The 14,229-nt window shown below is 53.9% G+C and carries 10 protein-coding genes; 6 read left to right on the top strand and 4 right to left on the bottom strand.

Going from position 1 to position 14,229, the window contains the following annotated elements; genetic code table 11:
- The first annotated feature begins 3 nt into the window (after positions 1-3).
- Positions 4-2,610, top strand: coding sequence for a serine/threonine-protein kinase (locus tag BLT38_RS02620; protein ID WP_083343778.1), 2,607 nt, complete (start codon positions 4-6; stop codon positions 2,608-2,610).
- Positions 2,611-2,715: 105 nt separating this feature from the next.
- Here BLT38_RS02620 and BLT38_RS02625 read toward each other — a convergent pair whose 3' ends face one another.
- The 3 genes from BLT38_RS02625 to BLT38_RS02635 form a co-directional block, all read right to left on the bottom strand.
- Complete coding sequence (locus BLT38_RS02625) at positions 2,716-6,084, bottom strand: TonB-dependent receptor (protein ID WP_197674917.1); 3,369 nt, start codon at positions 6,082-6,084, stop codon at positions 2,716-2,718.
- Positions 6,085-7,422: 1,338 nt separating this feature from the next.
- The gene (locus BLT38_RS02630) at positions 7,423-8,328 is read right to left on the bottom strand and encodes a ferritin-like domain-containing protein (RefSeq protein WP_083343780.1); all 906 of its coding nucleotides are present in this window, start codon (positions 8,326-8,328) and stop codon (positions 7,423-7,425) included.
- A 9-nt stretch (positions 8,329-8,337) separates the two neighbouring features.
- Positions 8,338-9,240, bottom strand: coding sequence for a ferritin-like domain-containing protein (locus tag BLT38_RS02635; protein ID WP_197674918.1), 903 nt, complete (start codon positions 9,238-9,240; stop codon positions 8,338-8,340).
- A 230-nt stretch (positions 9,241-9,470) separates the two neighbouring features.
- On the opposite strand from BLT38_RS02635, the gene BLT38_RS02640 reads away from it, so the two are divergent.
- From BLT38_RS02640 to BLT38_RS02650, 3 genes are all read left to right on the top strand, one after another.
- Positions 9,471-10,022 (top strand): fasciclin domain-containing protein, encoded by a 552-nt coding sequence (locus BLT38_RS02640; protein ID WP_083343782.1) that lies wholly within the window; start codon positions 9,471-9,473, stop codon positions 10,020-10,022.
- A 215-nt stretch (positions 10,023-10,237) separates the two neighbouring features.
- Positions 10,238-10,780, top strand: a complete 543-nt coding sequence (locus tag BLT38_RS02645; RefSeq protein ID WP_083343783.1) for an RNA polymerase sigma factor — start codon at positions 10,238-10,240, stop codon at positions 10,778-10,780.
- A complete protein-coding gene (locus BLT38_RS02650; RefSeq protein ID WP_083346884.1) occupies positions 10,777-11,562 on the top strand; it encodes an anti-sigma factor in 786 nt (261 codons plus the stop codon). Before BLT38_RS02645 ends, BLT38_RS02650 begins: the two co-directional genes overlap by 4 nt.
- Here BLT38_RS02650 and BLT38_RS20645 read toward each other — a convergent pair.
- Entirely contained in the window at positions 11,559-11,768 is a 210-nt protein-coding gene (locus BLT38_RS20645) for a phage integrase central domain-containing protein (RefSeq protein WP_419865767.1), read from the bottom strand. The genes BLT38_RS02650 and BLT38_RS20645 overlap by 4 nt on opposite strands.
- 602 nt (positions 11,769-12,370) lie before the next feature.
- Between BLT38_RS20645 and BLT38_RS02660 the strand changes: the two genes are divergently transcribed.
- On the top strand, positions 12,371-13,402 hold the full coding sequence (locus BLT38_RS02660; RefSeq protein WP_083343785.1) for a hypothetical protein: 1,032 nt from the start codon (positions 12,371-12,373) through the stop codon (positions 13,400-13,402).
- Positions 13,392-14,108 carry a TetR/AcrR family transcriptional regulator gene (locus BLT38_RS02665; RefSeq protein ID WP_083343786.1) on the top strand — a complete coding sequence of 239 codons (717 nt, stop codon included), beginning with the start codon at positions 13,392-13,394 and terminating at the stop codon, positions 14,106-14,108. The genes BLT38_RS02660 and BLT38_RS02665 overlap by 11 nt, the downstream gene beginning before the upstream one ends.
- The last annotated feature ends 121 nt before the right edge of the window (positions 14,109-14,229 follow it).

A 14,229-nucleotide genomic window follows, 5' to 3' on the forward strand; every position in this document is an offset into this window, starting at 1 on the left:
TTGATGGAACAATCAGCCTGGATTCGCGCGCAAGAAATTTTTCATTTAGTTGCTGACCTTCCTCTGGACCGACAGTCTGTGACGCTCAAGCAGCATTGTGGAGACGACGATGTCCTATTGACGCAAGTTCAAGCGATGCTGGTGGAGGATCGCAACCAAGAGGAATCGCTGGAGCATGATCTTGTCGCCTTTGCTCAGTCATTTGTTGAGGGTGAACGTGAGCGGTCCCCTTTTCAGCAAATGGAACAGATTGGTCCGTATCGCTTGGTTCGATTGTTGGGTGAAGGCGGTATGGGATTTGTCTATCTCGCTGAGCGCGTGGATATCGGTGGTCTGGTCGCAATTAAATTTTTGCGTGATGCGTGGGTCTCGCCTGAAAGGCGTCGACGGTTTGCGCGCGAGCAGAAAACTCTTGCTCAATTGAAACACCCTGCCATCGCACAGATTTACGACGCGAATGCTCTGCAGGACGGTACGCCGTGGTTTGTGATGGAGTATGTTGACGGCATTCCTTTGACGAAGTATTGGGAGGATCGCAAGGGCACTGTTCAGGAGTGTTTGGAGCTATTTCGTACGGTGTGTGAGGTGGTGCTCTATGCACATCGGCGAGCGATCATCCATCGCGACATCAAGCCCTCGAACGTACTGGTAACTAGTGGTGGTACTGTCAAACTCCTGGATTTTGGAATAGCTAAGCAGCTTGCTGAAGATCCGCTCTCAGCTGAAGTCACCCTGACTGTGCTGCATCCTATGACGCCACAATATGCAGCACCGGAACAGCAAACCGGCGCGGAGGTTGGCGTGTTTACAGATGTCTACGCGCTCGGTCTTTTGCTCTACGAGATGCTGGCTGGAGAACTGCCCTTTGATAAAGATGACTTCGCCCGAGAGAGCCCGCGACGACTTCCTATTGAGCAAACGACTAAGAGGTTATCCGGACTGCTCAATCGTGGCGAGTGGGCAGATCTTAATGTTCTCTGTCTTACAGCAATCCGGTTTGAGCCGGAGTTTCGCTACGCTTCTGCGGAGGCAATGATCCGTGATGTGGATGCCTTCCTGCAGAAACGCCCGTTGGCTGCGCGCGCGGTAAACTCAATATATCGGATACGCAAATTTGCCGCACGCAGACGAGTGGAGATTGTTTATGCGGCGATAGCAATATTGGTTTTCATTGCTCTCAGCAGCTATTTTGCAATTCATCTGCGTCAGGCGCGGGATGCTGCAATCGCAGAAGCAGCACGCACAGAGCGTATCCAACAGTTCACGTCGAATCTGTTTCGTGGTAACGAGTCCAGTGTTGGTCCAGCAGAAGACTTGCGCGTGAAGCCTCTTCTTGACCGTGGTCGTGAAGAGGCGAGCAGCCTAAACAGTGATCCCGATATGCAGGCAGATATGAAGGAAACCCTGGGAGAGATCTACAGAAAGCTTGGTGATCAGGGACATGCCGAGGAGTTACTTACAGCATCCTTGGCCTGGCGCGAATCACGGGCGAAAGATCTACCAAGGAAGTATGTCCAGAATCTTATAGAGCTTGCTGGGTTGCGGACGGACGAAGCAAAGCTTGACGATGCAGAGCGCCTCGCAAGGAAGGCAGTCGATGTGAGCCGCAGCATTCCGGTGCGTCCAGAGGATAAGGCAAGGCCAATCGCTGCAAATGCGCTGATGGTTTTGGGAACTGTTCTTGAAGCAAAGGGGAGTTACCCAGAAGCTGCGAAAGCGCTGACCGATGCTTTGCGATTGCGACAACAGAGCACAGCTGCTGATGCCGATACCGCGCTTAATATGCGGGAATTGGCGAATGTTCATTTCTATCAAGGGCACTACACAGAAGCGGACGCGTTGAATCAACAGGTGCTTGAGATGCACCGCGCATTTTATGGAATGAAGCATCCGGAAGTCGCAGAAGACCTGAATAACCTGGGCGCAGTGCAACTTGAACTAGGCAATCTGAAGCAAGCCGAAGCGAATTACCAACAGTGTGTTGCGATCGCGGAGGCATGGTACGGATTGGAGAATCCGAAGGTCGCGGAAGATCTCACCTCGCTGGCAAGAGTCTTGATACGAGAGAAGCGCTATCAAGATGCAAAGCTACCATTGAATCGTGCGCTCATGATTCAAGAGCGCACTCATGGACATGATCATCCTGCGGTTGCGTCGGCGTTGAATGAGCTCGCTACGATGGAGCTTCAGGAAGAAACCTACGTTGCGGCGGAACGCCATTTTAGTGAGGCGCTTGGCATATGGCGGGTCATCTACGGAGAAAGCCATCAGTTCATTGGCGTGGGATTGTCCAACTTAGGCAGCGTTTACATGTCTGAGAAGGACTATCCAAAAGCTGAAGCCATGTACCGGCAAGCGCTGCAGGTTTTCATTAAGACAGTTCACGAAGGTCATCTCAACACTGGCATTGCCCATCTGAAGCTTGGCCGTGCAATGCTTCGCCAGAAACGTTATGCAGACGCTGAAGCAGAAAGCTTGCAAGGTTATGCGACCTTGAACGCTCTCGTTTTGCCATCCAACGGATTTCTGAAAGCTGCGAAGACTGATTTGGTTGAGATCTACATGGGGTTGAATCGTAGGGAAGATGCGAATCGCTTTCGTAGCAATTAGACGACGGACTTGTAACGGAGAATACTGCGGGGTCTTTCGATAGGGCCTAGACAATAAAACGGCCATCCCTAAGGATGGCCGTCGAGGTAGTTGAGAACTATTTGCTTAGAACCGTATCTTGCCTGCGAGTTCGACGGTACGGTTACCCGATGCGCCGCCGCTTGACGCGTTGATCTGTCCAAAGTCAGAGTTCGCTACGCTGCTGCTGGGGTTTCCATACTGCGGCGTATTTGTGAGGCTGAAGGCTTCTGCACGGAATTCCAGAATGACCCGCTCCGTCATAGCGAATGAACGGAACAGCGATGCATCCAGGTTGAAGAAGCCAGGTCCGACAAATGCGTTCTGTCCAGTGTTGCCGAAGGCCGCAGTTAAAGGCTGGCTGAACACTGAGGTATCAAACCATGTGGTGCTTGTGCCGATGCCATGTGTCTTGCGGAACTTGCCGTTAATGTTTGCAACTTGCGTATTGCTTGGCGCATTCAGAGTGGTGCCACTGGCAGTTACAGAGAACGGTGTGCCTGTCTCAATCGACATGACACCCGTGACCTGCCAGCCGCCTGCAACGTGGCTAACAAAGCCTGAGTTCGCCCACTTCTTTCCTTTACCGAAGGGAAGCTGATAGATGAAGCTCTGAACGATGGTGTGGGTTCTGTCGTTTGCGAGACGCGAGTAGTTGCGGTGGAAGTCGATGTAGAAGTTCGTGCTGCCAACGCCAGTGCTGTTGGACGTTACGTAACCAAGACCTTTCTGGTAGGTGTAAGACGTCGTTGCAGAAAGGCCATTGTTAAATCTGTGGTCCAGCTTTACCTGCAGCGAGTTGTAGTTGGAAGTTGCCTGCGCGAAGGTGGTGGTGGATTGCGTTCTGCCGAAGGGAGCGTACTCCGGCTGGCCCGCTGCACCTGCTCCAGCTACGAAGCCTGCGTTCAGGTTGTAGTACTGCGGCTGACGGATACCTACGTTGCCAACGTACGCAATATCCAATACAAATCCTGCGGGCAATGCACGCTGAAGTGCAGCGTTGAAGGATTGTGTATACGGTGCATTCCACTTGGTGTTGATTGCGTAATACGCTGCCAGCGGCGCGTTGGTAATGATGCCATTGCTCGGCACATTCGCCAGCAATGGAGCCGGGAAGCCACCCGCCATGGAGGCCGGTGTGCCATCAGCGCGGAGTGCGGGCGTATAGCTGTTCAACGGGTTGTAAGCATTGTTCTGTTTCAGCGGGAAATTCGTCGCGTATGTGTTCAGGTTGTCTGGCCACGACTGATAGCTGATGCCGTAACCCGCACGGATAACGGTTTTCGCGTCGGTACGATATGCAATGCCGACACGCGGTGCGAAGTACCGATAACGTGTCGCCAAGCCAATGTTCATAGGATTGGAGCCGATGCCTGCCACGATGAGGGAGTTGGTGTTGGGTTCGTAGTTGGAGTAATCGCCGGCCTTTCGCGGAGTCGGTGGATCATAGAACTCCCAACGGACGCCATAGTTCAGTGTCAACTTAGGCGATGCTTGCCATGTGTCCTGCACATAGGCAAAGACTTGATTCTCTCTCCATGACGCGTCCTTAACACCGACGTCACGCCCGGTTCCGCTGCCCGGGATATCCAACAGGAAGCTTGCCATGTAATTGGCAATGCCTGTCTTCGGTCCACCATTCAAAGCGGTCTGGCCATCGGTAAACGCGAACACACCACGCTGTCCGTAAACCTGTCCTTGGAACAAATCATCGCGAACACGGCGATATTCAATGCCGAACTTCACGCCGTGGTTTCCAACGACTCTGCTCCAGTTATTTACGAGATCGATGTTGGTTTCGCCACGATCCCACGGATATGAAGCGCCGGTACCGACCAGATTGCTGGGCAGACCGCCGCCAAGGTTGATGCTGGTGAGACCGCTGGTGTTGGCATCCACATTGACGCCCGGAATGCCGATAGCTGAAGAGGCGGTGGTGCCGTAATCCACCTGCCGAGCCTTGTTGCGATAGTGATTCAAACCGAGTCGAACTTCAGCAAGCAACCGGGGCGAGAAGACACGTGTGTAGTTCAACGCTGTGTTGTAAGCCGTCTGCGTGCCGCTTGCGTTGTTTGCGCCCTGTGCCGGTCCTCCCGCGATTCCGAAGATCGGTTCCTGGTTCTGATCTACATTCTGCCAGCTGTAGCGATAGGAGAGGTGATCTTCGTTGTGGATGTTGGCGTCTGCCTTCACGTCGAACGAATTGGATGTGCGGACGAAGTGTGTGTTTTTGCTGTAGTTGTTCGTCAGGCTGGTGCCGTTGATATTCGGCAGCGGAACCATGGCGAGGATGCGCGTGGCGATGGGACTAATGCGCGCCGGATCGATGACGTTCGGGCGCCCTTGGTAGTTGAATTGCGTACGCCCTGTGCCGGTGGCCTGATTGCCGGTGGTGGGATCGTAGACGTTGGTTCCACCGGCTGACAGATCACCCGCGCGGAAGGCAGCAGTCGGCACCGATACGGTGTTGAACTGACCTTGATGATCGGCGATGTGAAGATAGTCACCGAACAAGAAAATCTTGTTCTTGATGATGGGACCACCGATGTTTCCGCCGGTGTAGTTGTAGACCGAAGGCGCCATGGCCGTCGTCTGAAAGCGGGTCTTCGCAGCCAATGCGCTGATGCGATTGAACTCGTAGGCCTGACCGTGAATCGCGTTCGTACCCGACTTCAGGATCATGTCCATGACGGCACCGCCCACACGGCCGAACTCAGCCTGATAGTTCGCCGTGGAGACGTTCACGCTTTCGATTGCTTCGCTTGGCGGGATGAGCACCTGCAGCAGACCGGAGCGTTCATTGTCATCCACACCTTCAATTTCCAGGTTGTTCGCAAGGCGGGACTGTCCATTGACTTCCGTGGAAAGAGAGGCCTGCGCGTTGAAAAAGTTGGAGTGAACCAGGTGAGGCTTTGTGGCGCCGGGTGCCAAGGCAACCAGTCCCTGCACGTTACGGTTGGTGCCTAGCGGCAGATCCTCTGCCTGTTGTGAGGTGATGTCCACCGCGACGTCAGCGCGGTCCGTCTTCAAGACTTCACTGGCTGCGCTTACTGTGATCGATTCGTCCGTTGAGCCCACCGACATGGAAAGATCCACACGTCTCGTGGTATTCACGACGACCGCTACGTTTTCAACCTTTGCCGCCTTGAAACCGGACTGCACGGCAGACACCTGATAGGTGCCGGGCTGGAGCGCTTCGAAGTCATATACACCACTCTCGTTCGTCTTGGTGGTCTTCGTAGCACCGCTCTTAACTTCAGTAATGGTAACGGTTGCGCCCGGAACGGCTGCGTTGCTTTGATCGGTAATGGTTCCAAGCAACGATCCGTTCACTGCCTGCGCGATCATCATGCCTGGGAGCATCACGGGAGCGGTCGCACCTGCCAGCAGCATCAGGCGCACTGCATTCTGCGCCAGACCTTTCCGCATGCACGAAGGGAATTGGATGGGTCTCACGATATGTCCTCCGAAATGGCTAACTTTTGTTCGTTGCATGTGGTCTCAGCTTCAACACGAGGTAGGACCACTTTTTAAAAGCGGCCAATTCTAGGCATTGGTCAGACCATTGAGCAAGCAAGCAATTTCGGAGGAAGATGCGTCGGTTTGAACGGCTCTCCTTTAGAGCCTTAGGTTTACGTCCGCTTTAGTGCATGTACTGAGTGGCTATCGCTGCATGAACAGGCTTGCAATGGCGCATTACAGGAGGTCAGAGTTCATTTGTCACACTTCCTCCGGGTAGCTCTAAGAGCTGCCCTGCTTTTGTTTGCGGTGCGAGATGGGGATCTGCTCCGAAGAATCCGAACCTCCGGACTTACGTGTGATCGCAAGGTCCCCAACGATTCCGACACCGAAAAGATATTGAATATCCCACAATATGTGGGACGGATAACTGACGCTATCGGCATTTACGGCACCAGCCTTCACTTCCAGTCCTCGCTGGATGTGTTTTAGAGCTTTGACTAGCCGTATCTGGCCTAATGGTTTGCTATGCGCTTCCGTGCGTGATGATGGATCGGGTGTCTCTCGACTTACCCATCAGTGAAACAGCGAATAAGAGTGGCATATTGATTTCTGCAGCTAAGTCGCGAATTCTTACGAGCACGCGGACTATTGCATGAGAACTTAGGTTCGCGAAAGTCTAAGCTGTTACAACCCATCTAAGAGGTAAAGCAGGGAGTATTCGCCTTCGCGGACGGATTAGCTTGCATTGTCATTCATTCGCTACTCCGGTAGAGCGACGCGAACGGGTTCAAGTATTGATTTGTTCTCGCTATTCCTCGCACGGCTCTCCACCTTAACTCGAAGAAAGGCCAATGACGTTAGCGAATGGTATCCCAATGCCAACTCCGTTTACATTTGCTTTCTGAGGTGTAAACGACTGGTTTCAAATGGGATAAACCCAAAGGTATTTCCCGTCGATGCTCCGAGTGAGGATGTATAAGGGAATCTTCAATTGCTTCACGGTGAACTCCTGATGGGTATTACAAGTGTCGGGAACGGGACGCGAATTATCCGACGGGAAAATGTCGACAACCAAGAAAGTGCCGGACCTTGTCTCGCATATTGAAATCAGATGCTCAGGGGAGTTGCGGAAGGAAGCGATTCGAGCATTGATGTAAGCGTTTTAATGTCAGTATTTTGATGTTTCTGACGGGTTAACTACCACCGAATTGCCGCTGATACGTCGAGCTGTTCGAAATGGAGCCGGAATTCAATAAGCCGCTGCCATGTGGCTGACGATTGAGTCAGTACAGAGCAGCGGCTTACTTGCAGAGTCGCGTTGGAGGACGCGTTCTACTTCACGGTTCCGTTCATCGCCGCCGGGAAGAAGGCTCCGCCTTTACCTGCGGCGCCTCCTCCGTAGACGATGCTCAGAACCTGGGTTGTGGTGCGAGCATAGGTCATCCCGTTGCTATCGCAGTCCACAATGGTGGATGCACTTCCGTTGACGCCAACACCGATGTCGTCATTGTTTGTGCCGTCCAGCTTTGCGCGTGTTGCGGCGATGGATTGAGAGATGGTTTGAGCCGTACTACCAGCCTGAAAGATGCGTGTGCGGATGCTGGCTGCGTGGTACGCCTCTACGTTATGAATGCCGACAGCTTTATCGAGATAGGTTTTATTGGTGATGAGACCGGCGGCACCTTGGTAAGCGGTGACACCCACATCCTCAAAGATGAAGGCACCGATCAGGAAGTTTGTTTCGTTTGCGAATGGATCAAAGGTGGAACCAAGTCCAGCAGCAGAGGCCAAGGCATTAAAGCTGTTCATTAAATCAATGTTGGGCATCGCGACGGCATTTGCGCCCAAAGCAGACTGAAGAAACTTCACGTGGTTCTGTTCGTCGGAAGCTACTTCCGCTGCAAACTGCTGCAGAAGTGTTGTGGTGAATGCGACTTTCGGATTTGCTTTCACTGTGACTGTTCCACCCGCCGCGCCACCGCCGCTCTTGATGGAAAGTCCCGCTTGATCAATCGTTGTGCCAGTCACAGCCAATGTGTAGAACTGCGCCTCAAGAAACTCGAGGTTCAGCGCGAAGTTGAGAATGTCGTTGTCGGTTACGCCTGAGGACTGCGCGAATGCCTTGCTGCCCAGCGCCATGCCGGCAAGTGCCGCGCCACCAAGCATGAGGGCCGAACGACGCGAGCGCGCTTCCGGAGACGGCTGCTGGTTAAGCTTGTTTTCCAATATGTTTTCCATGTCTCCTCCTTAGGACTTTGAAGCGATGATGGTGCCGTTCATGCCATTGGGATAGAAGCCACCCTTGCTGACGACGCCCGCTGCGGCACTGAGGTAGACGATGTGCAGGACCTGATCGGTCGTGCGGTCGTAGGAGATGGAGTTGGAATCTGCTGCAACGATATGGCTTCCATCCAGCGTGGTTTCCGCACCGCCACCAGCGGTGGCACGCAGCATAGAAATTTTGTTCGCGGTGGTCAGATACGGATCACCAAGTTGCGCAATCAAAGTGCGAATCGTGCCTGCGTGATAAGCCTCAGTGGCAAGAATGCCTGCGGCTGCGGCTAGATTTGTTGTGCTGGTCAGAAGGCTTGCAGCGCCGTGATACGCAGTCACGCCCACGTCTTCAAACACAAACGCCCCAAGAAGAAAGCTGTTTTCATCTTGAAACGGATTGAAGGTGGATCCAATGCCTGCGGCAGATGCAGCCGCATTGAAACTTGCCGTGAGATCGATTGCAGGTCTATTCACGGCCGCAGAGCCAAGGGCCTTACGAAGAAAACGAACATGCGCCAGTTCATGGTTTGCAATTTCATTTGCATATTGCTGAATGGCCGGCGTCTTGAAAGCAACCATTGATCCGCCGGTCACAGCACCCGCGCTGGATCCAGCATCGGTGCTCGAAAGCCCCGAGCCGGTTGCGGCACGTAGATAGAACTCTGCTTCCAGATACTCCAGGTTCAACGCAAAGTTCAAGATGTCTGTATCTGTAACTGCTGGAGTGGTTGGGGGAGTAGTTGGAGGAGTCGTTGTTGACGAGTTATTGTTGCCGCCGCAGCCAGCCGCAGCCAACGCGGTCACTGCCATACCTGCGCCCGCTAGAAACTTGCGCCGCGAAAGATCTTCCGTGATGAGCCGACTGAGCTTGTTCACGCTCCGCCTCCTTGGGGGAATGTTCACTGCAAATCTGTTCTGTTCATGACTGCGCGTACAAAGCAAGTACGCCTTCATGAAGGAAAGTGGATTTAGCTCGGCTGCATTTTTTAGAAATAACTTTTTCCTTCCAATTGCAGAGTGAAATTTCGGCTATACGAAATCCAATCGCATCGCTCTCGGCGTAATTGCAATTGAAGAGACAACTCTTCCGAGAGGAAACAACAACGATGAAGAATCGATTGCTGGTGATGTGTTCGATGATGCTTCTGCTGGTTGCCCCTTCACTGAGAGCGCAACAGGATCCCATGGTGGGTGGCGCTGCAATGTATCCCACAAAGAACATCGTGGAGAACGCGGCGAACTCAAAGGATCACACAACGCTTGTTGCAGCGGTCAAAGCTGCAGGCCTGGTGGAAACACTGGAAGGTCCCGGACCGTTCACCGTGTTCGCCCCTACCAACGAGGCATTCGCAAAGCTTCCTGCCGGAACAGTAGACATGCTGCTGAAGCCTGAGAACAAAGCCATGCTCACCAAGGTGCTCACCTATCACGTCGTTTCGGGCAAGCTGGACAGCGCAGCCATCAAGACGATGCTGAAGGAAGGCCACGGTAAAGCAGAGCTGAACACCGTGAGCGGAGGCAAGCTGTGGGTTATCGAGCATGGCGGAAAGATCATGTTGAAGGATGAAAAAGGCGGCATGTCGACCGTCACCATCGCAGATGTTTATCAATCGAACGGTGTCATCCACGTGGTTGATACCGTCCTTATGCCGAACTAGCTCCTCTCCCAGGGAAGGCGCGATGCGGCAAACAAAAGCTGCATCGCGTCGAACTCTCATCAACAAATCTGCGATTTCTCTTGGCTGCGCTTTTTCAGTGCAACGAAAGCTGACACTCGTGCAACGGAAGAAAGGATGGCTTGCTATAGTGACTGAGCGCCATACAAAGGTACCGACAGGGCTCTTAAGGACCTAGATTGCAAGGCATCCACCTTATGACGGTTCATGACGGAGAGGACGCCACGCTGATGCGGAGCATTGCGGCTCGCGATGAATCTGCGCTTGCGGTGCTGTATGACCGTCACTCGGTCCCCCTGTATTCGTTGATTCGACGCATCGTCCACGATGAAGCAGCCGCAGAAGAGATTTTGCAGGACGTGTTTCTGCATGTGTGGAAGGTTGCGCCACGCTTTGATCAGGCTCGCGGACAGTTGCGCGGATGGCTCCTGGTGATGGCCCGCAACCGTGCGTTGTCTCATCTGCGGAAACGCCAGGACGTACAAGTAGACGATTTGGATGTTTACGCGATTCCTACAGCGGGCATGCAGGAGACGATCGCTGAACAGAATGAATTAACAGCGAAGATTCATGCCGCGCTTGAAGAAATGTCTCCAGAGCTATCTCAGCTATTTGACCTGGCGTATTTCGAAGGCATGACACATACCGAGATTGCACAACGAACCGGGCAGCCTTTAGGTACAGTCAAAACAAGATTGCGTTCTGGTCTAACTAGCCTACGCCGAGTGTTTCAACGATGAACGAGCACCTACAATTCGACGAAGATCTCGAGCTGTACGCTCTCGGCGTTCTTGACGCAGACGAGCGAGACGCGTTTGAAACGCATCTCGCCACGTGCTCGATCTGCAAGGAGCGGCTTGCACAGGCGCAGCAACGGGTAGGCTTTTGGGGAACCAACGTTGAGCAGATGCAGCCCTCGGCGCACGTAAAGCAATCGCTCATGGAACGTGTTCGCCTGGAATCGTCCCACCGAGTGGTGTCTCAGCACTCATCCGAGCGGCGGTCTTTTTGGTCATTCTTCTCGCAGCCCATGCTTGCATGGGGCTGTGCGGCAGTTGTTGCGGTCGTTGCGGTTATTCTGGCTAGCCAGACACAAACATTAAAGAATCGTTTGAACTCATTGCAGGCGGAGATGCAGACCCAAGAGGACGCTGCAGCGAAAGACCGCAGAGTTGCCGAGCTTCTAACCTCGCCCCAAACACAGCGCGTGGCCCTGAAACAGCCGACCGATGCGGCGCGTCCTGAAGGCAGAGTGTATTACCAGCCGCAGCAGGGCTTGCTGTTCTACGCAGCCAATCTACCTGCAGCGCCAGCTGACCACGTGTACCAGTTGTGGCTTGTCCCCGCGGAAGGCGCACCCATCTCTGCTGGCATCTTTCAGGCAAATGAAAAAGGAGAAGCATCCGTGCTTCTACCCACACTTCCCGCAGGTGCTGTGGCAAAGGCGTTCGCTGTAACGGTGGAACCGGCAGGTGGCGTACCGCAGCCCACCGGGCCTAAAGTTTTAGTTGGCTTGGTTTAGGGCATTGAGAGAGCGTAGTTCTTCTCCCGAGCGGGCTTCAGAGTGTCGGCATGCTTGAAATCGGCAGACGGGTTGCGAGTGACGTAACCATGCGCAATGGCATATCGGAAGACCCGCCCCGTCGTTTCTAAAGCACGCTTGGCGATATCGTGTGCACCACGCTCTTCAATAGCTTTGACCATCGCAACAATCGTCGGTGCCTCGATCTACGCAATTGCCTTGGTCCCGATAGCAGGGAAGACATCAGCCTGCAGCCGACGCAGTACGGTATCTGCCTGACGCTCGCTTTTCCGAGCTTCCAATGCTTGTGCCACTGCTCTGCGATCTTCTGGAAGGCGTGCTTCTCGGCGGCGATCTCGGCCATGCGGTGTTTGTGTTTCATGCGGTTTCAGCGCTGGCTGCGCGGTTTGCCTAGTCACTCGGCTTCTGAAGATCCATTTCTTGGCGAACTGGATCAGGATGTGCAGACGCTGGGCTTGAGTAGCTGACTTCCCCGGTCGGTGGGTACCCCTCCCCCCTGTTTTTGCAAAATCGTCTTTCTATTGGAGTTACGGCGCGAGTGTCTGTAAAATCGTCTGCCCATTGGAGTTAGGGTCAAAATCGTCTTTCTAAAGGGGTTAGGTTTCACAATTCAGCCAGTCATTGGTTACGAATCCGCCCCTGTTTCTATTGTAGAGAGGCTGCCAGGAAAACATGCCAACTGTATTTCTATTGGAATGAGTGGGTTAAGTGGTTTGGGGGCTTGACAAGATCGTCGGTTGAGAAAATTCATATTGAATACGTACCAGTTGGTATGTGAATTGAATCTATGAATTCTCATATTTCTCCCTCCTCGCCGGGTCTTGCTGCAATCCTTTCGCGCTTTCTTTTTGCGTTTCTTCTTACCGGTACCGGGGGAATGTTGCCCGCGCAACGGGTGGAGAAGATCCCCGCTGTGGCTCCTGCTGCGGCTACGGTCCAGTGGCAGTCGCTGAGTGCGCAGCATGCCTATGGCTTTCCTGAGGTGAAGCCGAATAAGAAGGGCACGCTGACGCTGGATGAGGCGGGACTGACCTTTACCGGCAAGACGTTCAACACGACGCTGCCGCGTGAATCCATTACGGCGGTGAATGCAGGGAACGATCGTGTGGAGTTGTGGGGAACGGGGGGACGCCTCCTGAGGATGGCCATTCCGCAGGGTGGTGGGTTGGCTGCGGCGGCTGTGATGCACCACCGGGTGGATATGTTGACGGTGGAGTTCCGTGACACGCATGGAGGGGCGCACTCCGCAGTGTTTTATCTGCCTGCGACTGAGGCAGACAAGGCGTTGACGCACTTCACAGTGACACCTGTTACTGACACGACAACGGCAGTGCGAGGATGCGACCAGAACCCGGTCGATCCGCATAGCGTGCTGGTGAAGATGCCGGAGTGGAAGAGTTCGGAAGTGCCTGCTGCGTATCGCGCGCTGGTGTATGAGCACATCATTGACCGGATGAAGGCAGTGAAGGATGTCGGCTCTGTGTATCGCGAGGGTGAGCTGGTACATGGCATGGCCTGCCCGCATTACACCGTTGCGGTGGCGATTGAGGGATACAAGAAGGGCAACCAGGTGGTGCGTGCGGCAACCGGACCCCTTGGCATGTTTATGAGTCCCACCCAGATGCGTTTCGCTGTGAGTTATAGCGATGCGATGAGTGGTTCCGTGAAGACGGAAGAGGTCAAGGCGACGGTTCGTTCGGAGTCAGAGAGTACGACGGTTGCAGATATGGCGGCGAAGAAGCTGGCGAAGCAGTATGACCATCTGCTGAAGGAGCAGGCGAAGGTGGCGACAGCCTCAGCGAGTCCGCATGTCCAGTAGTGTGATGGAGCTTCCTGCGAGTGTGTGGGAGCTGGAACGGGACAGGTCGCTGACGTCATCCACTAGGATGGAATGCGACCTGATGATAGCCAAGAAGCCGAATCGCCACGAACAGAAGACCCGCGAAACGCGCGAGCAGTTGCTGCTGGCCGCTGAAACGGTGTTTGTGCGCGATGGCTATGAGAAGGCCGACCTGCTGGAGATTGCCAAGCTGGCAGGTCGGACGAAGGGCGCGATCTATGCGCAGTTCAAGAGCAAGGAAGAGGTATTCCTTGCTCTGGTAGAGAAGCATGCACTGCAGCGTCGGGCATTGATGCGGGAGCGCCTGGCTGAGTCCTCCACGGTGGAGGGCAATCTGGCTGCGCTGCGTGCGTACTATGTTGGCCTGGCGGAAGATGATGTGTTCGGCATGCTGATGCTGGAGTTTCGGCTGTATACGATTCGTCATCCGGATGTGCGGGAACGGTTGGCTGAACTGTACAAGTCCCTTGTTCCGGCGAACGAGGAAGAGGTGTATACCGCGCTGCTGGGACCTGCTGTTAAAGGCAGCGATGGGATTTCGCGTGCGACCGCAATCCATACCGCGTTCATGATGCAGTATGCGCTACAGGTACAGATGAAATTTGAGCCTGAGGTGTTTCAGTCGACGTCGCCGAAGGTGATTGCGGGACGGATCTTCGATTCGCTGTTTGCGCTGCCTAAGTAAGGCATCCAATCAAGAGGCGATGTCTAAGTAAGGCTTATCAAAACTAGATGTCGATACCTATAGTGAAACTCTTCCACTAAGAGGTCGTCATTATGTTTACAGGTTTGTCGTTGATTCACGT

The sequence above is a fragment of the Terriglobus roseus genome (assembly GCF_900102185.1).
Classification (GTDB): Bacteria; Acidobacteriota; Terriglobia; order Terriglobales; family Acidobacteriaceae; genus Terriglobus; species Terriglobus roseus_A.